The organism is Curtobacterium oceanosedimentum (assembly GCF_040545555.1).
GTDB lineage: Bacteria > Actinomycetota > Actinomycetes > Actinomycetales > Microbacteriaceae > Curtobacterium.
This window is the reverse complement of record NZ_JBEPMD010000014.1, coordinates 71,666-80,414: the sequence shown is the minus strand read 5'-3', so window position 1 is coordinate 80,414 and position 8,749 is coordinate 71,666. Positions and strand designations below refer to the sequence as shown.

Annotated in this window: 10 protein-coding genes and 1 tRNA gene; 6 read left to right on the top strand and 5 right to left on the bottom strand. The window is 71.3% G+C overall.

Annotation, left to right across the window (positions count from 1 at the left end; all coding sequences use genetic code 11):
• Window positions 1–337: 337 nt before the first annotated feature.
• Together ABIC52_RS13920 and ABIC52_RS13915 are read right to left on the bottom strand one after the other, a co-directional pair.
• Complete coding sequence (locus ABIC52_RS13920; protein ID WP_354027614.1) at window positions 338–1,147, bottom strand: hypothetical protein; 810 nt, start codon at window positions 1,145–1,147, stop codon at window positions 338–340.
• A 108-nt stretch (window positions 1,148–1,255) separates the two neighbouring features.
• On the bottom strand, window positions 1,256–1,708 hold the full coding sequence (locus ABIC52_RS13915) for an SRPBCC family protein (protein ID WP_126890461.1): 453 nt from the start codon (window positions 1,706–1,708) through the stop codon (window positions 1,256–1,258).
• A gap of 157 nt (window positions 1,709–1,865) precedes the next feature.
• On the opposite strand from ABIC52_RS13915, the gene ABIC52_RS13910 reads away from it, so the two are divergent.
• The 3 genes from ABIC52_RS13910 (at window position 1,866) to ABIC52_RS13900 (ending at window position 3,494) form a co-directional block, all read left to right on the top strand.
• Window positions 1,866–2,408: an amino-acid N-acetyltransferase gene (locus tag ABIC52_RS13910; RefSeq protein WP_126890462.1), complete on the top strand. Its 543-nt coding sequence runs from the start codon at window positions 1,866–1,868 to the stop codon at window positions 2,406–2,408.
• 142 nt (window positions 2,409–2,550) lie between these two features.
• Window positions 2,551–3,240 carry a hypothetical protein gene (locus ABIC52_RS13905; RefSeq protein ID WP_354027613.1) on the top strand — a complete coding sequence of 230 codons (690 nt, stop codon included), beginning with the start codon at window positions 2,551–2,553 and terminating at the stop codon, window positions 3,238–3,240.
• 92 nt (window positions 3,241–3,332) lie between these two features.
• Window positions 3,333–3,494, top strand: a complete 162-nt coding sequence (locus tag ABIC52_RS13900; RefSeq protein WP_153257424.1) for a hypothetical protein — start codon at window positions 3,333–3,335, stop codon at window positions 3,492–3,494.
• 302 nt (window positions 3,495–3,796) lie between these two features.
• Here ABIC52_RS13900 and cspE read toward each other — a convergent pair whose 3' ends face one another.
• Complete coding sequence (gene cspE, locus ABIC52_RS13895) at window positions 3,797–4,003, bottom strand: transcription antiterminator/RNA stability regulator CspE (protein ID WP_022904520.1); 207 nt, start codon at window positions 4,001–4,003, stop codon at window positions 3,797–3,799.
• A gap of 309 nt (window positions 4,004–4,312) precedes the next feature.
• Between cspE and ABIC52_RS13890 the strand changes: the two genes are divergently transcribed.
• A complete protein-coding gene (locus tag ABIC52_RS13890) occupies window positions 4,313–5,422 on the top strand; it encodes a VanZ family protein (protein ID WP_354027612.1) in 1,110 nt (369 codons plus the stop codon).
• Window positions 5,423–5,427: 5 nt separating this feature from the next.
• Window positions 5,428–5,811: an SseB family protein gene (locus ABIC52_RS13885; RefSeq protein WP_126890465.1), complete on the top strand. Its 384-nt coding sequence runs from the start codon at window positions 5,428–5,430 to the stop codon at window positions 5,809–5,811.
• Window positions 5,812–5,914: 103 nt separating this feature from the next.
• On the opposite strand, the gene radA is transcribed toward ABIC52_RS13885, so the two are convergent.
• Together radA and ABIC52_RS13875 are read right to left on the bottom strand one after the other, a co-directional pair.
• Window positions 5,915–7,276 carry a DNA repair protein RadA gene (radA, locus tag ABIC52_RS13880; RefSeq protein WP_354027611.1) on the bottom strand — a complete coding sequence of 454 codons (1,362 nt, stop codon included), beginning with the start codon at window positions 7,274–7,276 and terminating at the stop codon, window positions 5,915–5,917.
• Window positions 7,277–7,285: 9 nt separating this feature from the next.
• Window positions 7,286–8,305 carry an SGNH/GDSL hydrolase family protein gene (locus ABIC52_RS13875; protein ID WP_209824339.1) on the bottom strand — a complete coding sequence of 340 codons (1,020 nt, stop codon included), beginning with the start codon at window positions 8,303–8,305 and terminating at the stop codon, window positions 7,286–7,288.
• 141 nt (window positions 8,306–8,446) lie between these two features.
• Between ABIC52_RS13875 and ABIC52_RS13870 the strand changes: the two genes are divergently transcribed.
• A tRNA-Ser gene (locus tag ABIC52_RS13870) sits at window positions 8,447–8,536 on the top strand.
• Window positions 8,537–8,749: the final 213 nt, after the last annotated feature.

The following is an 8,749-nucleotide window of genomic DNA, read 5'->3' as shown; positions in this document are numbered from 1 at the left end:
ACCCGCCCCCCCCGGGCCCCGGGCCCCCCCTCCCCCCCGGGGGGGGGCCCGCGCGTGCACCCCATGGATGCCTCCGGCGCCCCCCCCCCCCCCCCCGGGGGGGGGGGGGGGGGCCCCGCGGCCCCCCCGCCTCCCGTCCGTTCGTGGTGACGAAGCGATGTGCGGGTTCCGGCGTGCGCGGCGGACACGACCCCCGGGCGGGGGGTACCGTTGTTCGTGCGAGGGTTCCCCCCAACACCTCGCGACCGACGTCCGGCTGGTTCCCCCAACGGGTCGGACGTCAGTGGCCCCGGTCTCCCCCCGACCGGGGCCACTTCACGTTCCGGACCGCCACGCGTCAGCCGAGGGTCGCGGCGAACTCGCGGACGGCGCGTTCCCAGCGCTCCGGGTCCTCGTTCCACTCGAGCGTGTGCCGGGCGTGCGTGAACGTCTCGACCCGCGCGCCTCGGGCGCGGTGCGCCGCGACGTCGGCGGCTGCGACCAGGGGGTCGGCTGTCGAGTGCAGCAGGAGCGTCGGGGTGCGGTCGTCCTGCCAGCGCGTGACCGACAGCGGGTAGGGGACGCCGGCGAGGCGGCTGAGGCCCGGCGTGCTCGCGATGCGTCCGGCGACGACGCCGACGGCCGCGGGGAAGCGTGCGGTCGTGACGGCTCCGCGGAGCGCGGACCGGACGTCGAGGAGCGGCGCGACCCCGACGATGCCGTCGACCGGCGTGCGTGCGGCGGCGGCCGACGCGGCGAGGGCGCCGGCGGACCAGCCCTGGAGCACCACTCGCTCGGCTCCACGGGCTCGGGCGGCGTGTGCGGCGGCGGCGACGCGGTCGACCGCCGCCGGGTCGAGGGAGCGCAGCGGCAGCCCGGAGGTGTCCACCACCTGGTTCGAGGCGCCGAGCTCCCGCCAGACCCGCAGGCCGCGCAGGACCTGCTGCGGGCCGAGCGACTGCCCGTGGACGTGCACGACGTGGGTGCGCCCGACGACGCCGTCCGGTTCCCCACCCGGGACGTCTCGCTCGTCGGTCCACACCAGCTCGGACTCCGGTGGCACGAACGGTGCGGGGCGGAGGAGTCGGCGGGCGGCGGCGGCCCCGAGGGCGACGCTCCCGGCGGTGGCGATCACGGTGCCGGTGACGGCGGTGCGGACGAGCTGCATGGTGTCCACCCTGCCAGCGCGACGTGTGCGTGCGTCGGGTGCGCACGGACGGACGGAAGGCGCGGTGCCAGCTGGCACCGCGCCTCCCGTCAGAGCGTGTTCTGTGTCCTAGGCCTGGACGTCGCCGCGCCAGCCCGGCTCGGTCGGGGCGTTCTCGACGCGCTCCTTGTAGTTCTGGAGGTCCTTCTTGACGGCGTGACCGCCGACACCGACGGCGGAGCCGAGCTTCTCGAGGAGGCCGGTCGGCTCCCAGTCTATCTGCGCGGTGACCCGGGTCTCGGCGTCCGACAGCTTGTGGAACGTGACCACGCCGGCGTGCTCGACGTCGCCGTCCTTGACGGTCCACGCGACGCGCTCGTCCGGGTGCTGCTCGGTGATGACGGCGCGGAACTCGCGCTCCTGACCGGCGACCTTGACGGTCCAGTCGGTGGTCTTGTCGTCGACCTGGACGATCTTCTCGACCTCGTCGAGGAAGTGGGGGAACTCCTCGAACCGGGTCCACTGGTCGTAGGCCTGGCGGACGGGGACGTTGACGTCGACGGTCTCGATGATCTGGGGCATGGTCGCTCCTTCGTTCGTCGTGCTGTTCGTGTTCGGGCTCGTCGTCTTCGTGACGCTTCGTGTTCGTGACGCTTCGTGTTCGTGACCGACGCTAGGCCGGTCCGGCTGGAGGCCCTCCAGGGGCGGTGTCCCCCTGCTGCGCCGTATGCTCGACGGGATGACTGGTCACGGCAAGCACGCGTTCGACGAGCGGGACGAGCACGGCATCCGGGTGCGTCCGGCCCTGGCCTCGGACGTGCCGCACATCCAGCGACTCATCGCGCCGTACGTCGACCGGCGCATCCTGCTCGGCAAGGAGAACGTCGCGTTGTACGGCTCGATCCAGCAGTTCCGGATCGCCGAGGGGCCCGACGGCGTACCGATCGGCTGCGGCGCCCTCGCCGTGTTCTGGGACGACATCGCCGAGGTCCGTACCCTCGCGCTCGACGCCGACTGGATCCACAAGCGGGTCGGGCACCGGATGCTCGAGGCGCTCGAGCACGATGCCCGCGAACTCGGCGTCGCGCGCATCTTCTGCCTGACGTTCGAGGTCGAGTTCTTCGCGAAGCACGGGTACCTGGAGATCGGCGAGCAGGTCGTACCGCCCGACGTGTACGCCGAACTCGTGCGGTCGTCGGACGAGGGGGTCGCGGAGTTCCTCGACCTCGCCCGTGTGAAGCCGAACACGCTCGGCAACACCCGCATGCTGAAGATCCTCTGACCGCGGGTCAGCTGGGGATCGTCTGACCGCCGGTCAGCTGGGGACTGTCTGACCGCGGGTCAGCTGGGGATCGTCTGACGCTTTCGGGGGTGGCGCGGCGTCGCTCCGCCGCGCAGCGGAGGGTTCGCCCTACCCTGTGCGCATGTCGTCGTTCCGCCACCCCGTCGGACCCGAGTCGTCCCGTGTCTACTGGCGTCGTCGCGCGCTCGTCGCCGGCGTGCTGCTGCTCGTCGTCGTGGTGGTCGTGCTGATCGTGGTCGGTCGGGGGAGCGGGGCGTCGTCGGCGTCCGCGCCGGGGGCCTCCCCGTCGGCGTCCACCGGTGGTGGGGCCGAGGCCGCGTCCGATGCTGCCTCTGCTCCCGCTGGTGACGGGTCCTCGCCAGCCCCGTCAGCATCCGCTTCGGCGCCTGCTGCGGCATCCGGCGACGCGGAGACCTGCTCGAAGGACCAGATCGCGCTCACGCCGGTCGTCGACAAGAGCACCTACGGGCCGACCGAGGACCCCCAGATCGCGATGTCGATCAAGAACACCGGCTCCGACGCGTGCCACATGGACCTCGGTTCGGCGCAGCAGGCACTGACGATCAGCTCCGGCGAGGAGCAGTACTGGTCGTCGAAGGACTGCCAGACCGGTGGAACGAACCAGGACGTCACGATCAAGGCCGGGCAGCAGCTCACCACCCCGGCGATCGCCTGGGACCGCACGCGCTCGTCGACCACCACGTGCGACAGCGCGCGGCCGTCCGTTCCCGGTGGTGGCGCGAGCTACCACCTGCAGGTGGCCGTGGGGGACCTGGAATCGAAGGAGTCGGCGCAGTTCGTGTTGAACTGAGGGCGTTCCGCTGAGCGGCGTGGCGCGCCCGGCGGTCATCCGTCCACCGCACTCCCCTGTGGGACCGGTCCACTCTGCGTCATGCTGACAGAGTGTCGGATCAGGGAATCGTGCAGGAGTCGGCCTACGAGCGCGATCGCGGCGTGGAGCCGGTGAGGATCGCGACGCTCAAGGGGCTGCGGAAGCGCGCCAAGCGCGGGCTGTTCGAGCCCGCTGGCGACACCATCTGGTCGGACGGCGTCCGCAGCGAGTAGCGGTCGGGGCGGCAGTGCGGTCCGCCCTCGGGTCCGCTGCTACGCCTGTTCCTCGCCCGGTCCCGGTTCGAGTCCGGTCATGAAGTCGTCGAGGAACGTCTGCATGTCGAACGGCCGCGCGCTGTCTTCCGGTCCGTGGTGCGTGGAAGTCATGCGTCAACGGTACGTCACATCGCTAGATTGTCTAGCGACCTGTCCGGAAGCGGCGTTTCCGCTCCCGGCGTCGACCGCGAGCGGCACGGCCCGGACATGCGAACGGGCTCGCCGTCCGAAGACGACGAGCCCGTTCCGAGCAGCTGAGGTCAGCCGATGACCGAGATGTTCTCGGCCTGCGGGCCCTTGCGGCCCTCGGTGATCTCGAACTCCACCTTCTGGTTCTCCTCGAGCGACTTGTAGCCGTTGCCAGCGATCGCGGAGAAGTGCGCGAAGACGTCGGCGCTGCCGTCGTCCGGAGCGATGAAGCCGAAGCCCTTTTCGTTGTTGAACCACTTGACGGTGCCAGTTGCCATGATGGCGTTTCCTTAACTTTCTTGCCAGGCCACGATCGTTGCCTGTCTTGCGAGACGGCTCTTGCTGCCGCCGATCCACCGACGGTTGTCGTCAGATCAGTGCGTCCCGCGGGCATGGGCCGGTGGGACGGGTTCGGGGCCAGGCGACCTGGGAAGATCAGTGACCGATGGCGCTCGAAGGTGCAGAGCACCGGAAGAACGATGGACTCCCGCCGGAGCGGTTGGTACCAACCTACCGTGCTGCGGCCGCAATGGAAGAGGCAGCGCCCACTTCTGTGGACGATCGAGGGTTTCGTTACGCTCGCGGTCATGGGGACCGTGCTGCCGGGAGTGATCGCCTTCGTCGTCGGGACCGCCCTCGCGGTCGCGGCACTGGTGCCCTGGGTGGCGCTGCAGTACCGCCGTCACGGGGCGTTCGGGTTCCGCCGGAGCCTGCTCGCGTTCGGCACCCTGGTCTACGCGCTCGCGCTCGTCTCCTACACGCTCCTGCCCCTGCCCGACGACGTCTCGGCGCTCTGCCCTGATCCGTCGCCCCAGCTCGTGCCGTTCACGTTCCTGCAGGACATCGCGAAGGAGGGCGGCCTGACGGGTCCCCGGTCGTTGCTCGCCAACCCGGCCGCGGCGCAGGTGCTGTTCAACGTCATCCTCTTCATACCGCTCGGCGCGCTCGTCCGGCATGCGGTCCTGCGCCGGCGCTGGCTCGCCGGGCTCCTGCTCGGCACCGTCGTGGGTTTCGGTGTCTCGCTCCTCGTCGAGTGCACACAGTTGACCGGTGACTGGTTCCTCTACCCGTGCGCGTACCGGCTGTTCGACGTCGACGACCTGATGGCGAACACCGCGGGAGCGCTGCTCGGCACCCTGGCGGCCCCGCTGGTGGCGCTGCTCGCCGGCTCGGACCGGACGACGGACGCATCGTCGCCCCGCCCGGTGACGCTGCTCCGTCGAGCGTTCGGGATGGTCGCCGACCTGCTCGCGATCGTGTTCACCGGTGGTCTGCTGACCTCGGGCACCGCGATCACGCTGGCCCTGCTCGAGGTCGACGAGCGGTCGACGCCCGCGGTCGCGCTGCTCACCGTCTGTGCGCTCCTCGCCCCGGTGGGGCAACTGGCGATCGTCCTCGCCTCGGGACGCACCCTCGGTGAGCACGTGGTGCGGTTGCGGCCGGTCCCGCGGCCGGGAGGGGGACGGCGTGTCGTCCGCTGGGCCCTCGGTTCCGGCGGGTGGGCGTTCTGCAACGCGGTGGACTTCCCCCTGTCGGGGCTCCTGGCCCTGGTGCTCGTCGTGGCTGCGCTGGTCGGGCTCCTCGCGACGCGCGACCGTCGCGGCTTCGCGAACGCCGTCGCCGGCCTCGGTGTCGAGGACGACCGCGTCCCCGCAGCCACGTCCGGTCGCCCGACGCAGGAAGATCTGGTGGACTAGGGGCGATGGCAGACAAGGAACAGCGCTTCCGGAGCGAGCAGCTCGAGGAGGCCCTCGCGAAGCAGGACGTGGCCGCGGTCGCGTTCGCCCTGCGCAACGACATCGTGATCGTCCCCCGGCTCGTCACCGGCAAGAAGGACATGCAGGTCCGCGTCTTCGGCCGCGAGGGCTCCGACAAGCGCATCCTGCTGCTCTTCTCGTCCGCCGACGCCTACACGGCGATGGTGCCGGACGAGAAGATCCGGCAGGTCATGGTCTACGACGGGCCGCGGCTCGAGGAGTTCCTGGCGGCACACCTCGACTCGCTCGAGGGCGTGTTCTTCGACATCGCGGGGCCCCACACCATGCAGGCTGCACCGTCGGACCTGCTCGCCGCGCTCCGCGCGTAGCCGTCGATCCAGGCGGGCGTTCGCTCGCTGCTCCGGCCTGGAGGCGCCGGTCGCCTCCGCCGTACCGCGCACCGTCACCGGTGGTCGGGTTCGTGGTCGTGGGTCAGAACGCGCGGTCGAGTTCGCGTTCGCGGACCGACTGCGTCAGCGAGAACGCGACGCGCAGCGCCTCGCGCAGGTGTTCGGTATCCGCGCCGAGCACGGTCGTGAACCCGAGCCGCGAGGCCTCGTTCGCCCGCTGCTTCGCGCCCGTCGCCGGCCGGATCTCGCCCGCCAGGCTGATCTCGCCCACCGCCGCGAGCGTGTGCGGGTACGGACGGTCGCGTGCAGCGCTCGCCAGGGCCAGCGCGATCGCCAGGTCGGCGCCCGGCTCGGTGAGCTTCATCCCGCCGACCGTCGAGACGTAGACGTCCGCGTCGGAGAGCTTCAGGCCGGCGCGGCGTTCGAGCACGGCGAGCAGCATCGCCACGCGTGACGCGTCGACGCCGTTCACCACGCGGCGCGGCTGCGGCGCCGAGCTCGGCACGACGAGCGCCTGCACCTCGACCGGGAGCGCGCGGCGTCCTTCGAGCGCGACCGTCACGCACGTGCCGGACACCGGGGTGCCGTTCCGCGACATGAAGAGGCCGCTCGGGTCGGGGACCTCGTGGATGCCGTCGCCGGCCATGTCGAAGCAGCCGACCTCGTCCGTCGGGCCGAAGCGGTTCTTGAGGGCGCGGACGAAGCGGAGCGCGGTCTGCCGGTCGCCCTCGAAGTGGCACACGACGTCGACCAGGTGCTCGAGCAGTCGCGGACCGGCGATCGTGCCGTCCTTCGTGACGTGGCCGACGATGAGGACCGGGAGTGACCGCTCCTTCGCCACCCGGATCAGGGTGGAGGCGACCTCGCGCACCTGCGACGTGCCGCCGGCGATGCCGTCCACCGTGCTCGACGAGATCGTCTGGACGGAGTCGGCGATCACCAGGTCGGGCTGCACCTGGTCGATCTGCCCGAGGACGACCCCGAGGTCGACCTCGCTCGCCAGGTAGAGCTGGTCGTGCATGGCGTTCGTGCGCTCGGCGCGGAGTCGGACCTGGTCAACGGATTCCTCGGCGCTGACGTAGAGGACGCGCTTGCCGGTCGCTGCCGCTCGCGAGGCGACCTCGAGCAGCAGCGTCGACTTGCCCACGCCCGGCTCGCCCGACAGCAGCACGGCGGCCCCGGGGACGATGCCACCGCCGAGGACGCGGTCGAACTCACCGATGCCGGACGTCCACCGCTGCACCCCGGTCCCACGCGCCTCGGTGATCGGTCGGGCGACCCTGGTGCCGGCGACCGAGACCGCCGCCGTGCCGCGCGAACTCGCAGCGGCCGCCGTCGTGTCCTCGACCGTGCCCCACGCCTGGCACTCACCGCAGCGGCCGACCCACTTGATGCTGGTCCACCCGCACTCGGTGCAGCGGTAGAGGGACTGGGTGCGCGCCATGGCTCGAGGCTAGAGCGCTCCGCCGACACCGCGGTGCCGTGGCGCATGCCCGTCTCGTGCGTCGTCCTGGTCGTGCTGGGGCGTCTGGTCCTGGCTGCGAGCCTGCTCCGGCAGCGGGATCCCGCCCGTCATCCGTTGGCGCAGCCGCTCCACACGGCCAGGGCGGTCGCCGTGGTCGAGCTCGGCTGCGTGCTCGACGTCCTGTTCGGCACGGGCAGTCGCGACGGCGCCGGCCTCACGCCCGAGGTCCTCGGCCTCTCGCGCGGACAGGTAGTGCCGGATCGCTGCGACCGTGTCGACCCGCGCATCCACTGCTGGCTCGAACGCGCTCGCCCAGATCTCGTAGCCGCGGTCGTTCGGGTGGAACAGGTCGCCGTAGCTGTTGAAGAAGGTCCGACGGAGCCCGACGCGCTTCGTGATGACGTGGAGCGGCGCCACCGTCAGTCCGAGCTCGGCGGCGACGCGGTGCACGATCTCGTTCGCCACAGCGACCTTGCGCTCCCGATCGGGCACGAACATGCAGGGCAGCTCGGCGACGATCGCGTGCGACGGCACGGCGCTGTAGATCGCTCGGATGTTCCGTTCGAACTTGTCCGGGTGGAAGTCCGCGATGTCGTTCGCCCCGATCGAGACCGTGCAGATGTCCGGCGAGTACTGCCGCAGCTTCGGGAGCTGGTCGTGCTTCGCACCCCACGTCGTCGCACCCGAGACGCTGAGGTTCACGACGCGCACCGACATGCGCGAGCGGTGCCGGACGCGACGAGCCAGGAGTCCGACGTACCCGCGCCCCGGAGCCGTCGCGCCGACGCCCTGCGCCGCGGAGTCGCCGATCGCGAGGTACGTCAGCTGACCCTCGTGCTGCAGGCGCTCGCGCCACCAGTCGGCGTGGACGGGCAGCATGTCGACCACGCGCTGGGAAGCGGCTCGCTGCCCCCGGATCCCCGCGCGGGCGCCGAACGCGCCGCCACCCACGACGGCGAGCCCGCCGATGACGGAGGTGAGCAGGGCGACGAGGGTGCGGGTCTTCATGCCGGAGACCGTACGCGCGCTCGCTGCCGCCGGGCTCTGCCGAGACCGACCCGTGGACGACGGGCGGGACGACGTCGGCTGTGCAGGGGAGTCGACCCGCGGTGGTCGTGAGCACTGCCGCGATCGTGTAAACTCTCTCCCGGTACCGTGTCCGAGCGGCCGAAGGATCATGTCTCGAAAACATGTGTGGGGGCAACTCCACCGTGGGTTCAAATCCCACCGGTACCGCCACAGAGAACCCCGCTTCGGCGGGGTTCTCTTCGTTTCCGGCGGATGACTCCGCGAGCAGCGCGCGGCACGCACCGAGTCGGCAGCGTCGATCCGTGACACTGCCTCGTCCGCGCGTTCCGGCCCTGAACGTCCCCCGTCGTGTCCCCCGGAATGCCGTCAGTATTCCCCTCGGAATTGTTCGGTGAAGCATTCCTGCCGACGCAGGCCACCAGC

What these genes read in the sequence shown, in the direction of transcription:
- radA (WP_354027611.1), bottom strand. Translation starts at nt 7,276, where the DNA reads ATGGCGCGCACCCAGTCCCTCTACCGCTGCACCGAGTGCGGGTGGACC.
- ABIC52_RS13875 (WP_209824339.1), bottom strand. Translation starts at nt 8,305, where the DNA reads ATGAAGACCCGCACCCTCGTCGCCCTGCTCACCTCCGTCATCGGCGGG.
- ABIC52_RS13915 (WP_126890461.1), bottom strand. Translation starts at nt 1,708, where the DNA reads ATGCCCCAGATCATCGAGACCGTCGACGTCAACGTCCCCGTCCGCCAG.
- ABIC52_RS13920 (WP_354027614.1), bottom strand. Translation starts at nt 1,147, where the DNA reads ATGCAGCTCGTCCGCACCGCCGTCACCGGCACCGTGATCGCCACCGCC.
- ABIC52_RS13890 (WP_354027612.1), top strand. Translation starts at nt 4,313, where the DNA reads ATGGGGACCGTGCTGCCGGGAGTGATCGCCTTCGTCGTCGGGACCGCC.
- ABIC52_RS13910 (WP_126890462.1), top strand. Translation starts at nt 1,866, where the DNA reads ATGACTGGTCACGGCAAGCACGCGTTCGACGAGCGGGACGAGCACGGC.
- ABIC52_RS13885 (WP_126890465.1), top strand. Translation starts at nt 5,428, where the DNA reads ATGGCAGACAAGGAACAGCGCTTCCGGAGCGAGCAGCTCGAGGAGGCC.
- ABIC52_RS13905 (WP_354027613.1), top strand. Translation starts at nt 2,551, where the DNA reads ATGTCGTCGTTCCGCCACCCCGTCGGACCCGAGTCGTCCCGTGTCTAC.
- cspE (WP_022904520.1), bottom strand. Translation starts at nt 4,003, where the DNA reads ATGGCAACTGGCACCGTCAAGTGGTTCAACAACGAAAAGGGCTTCGGC.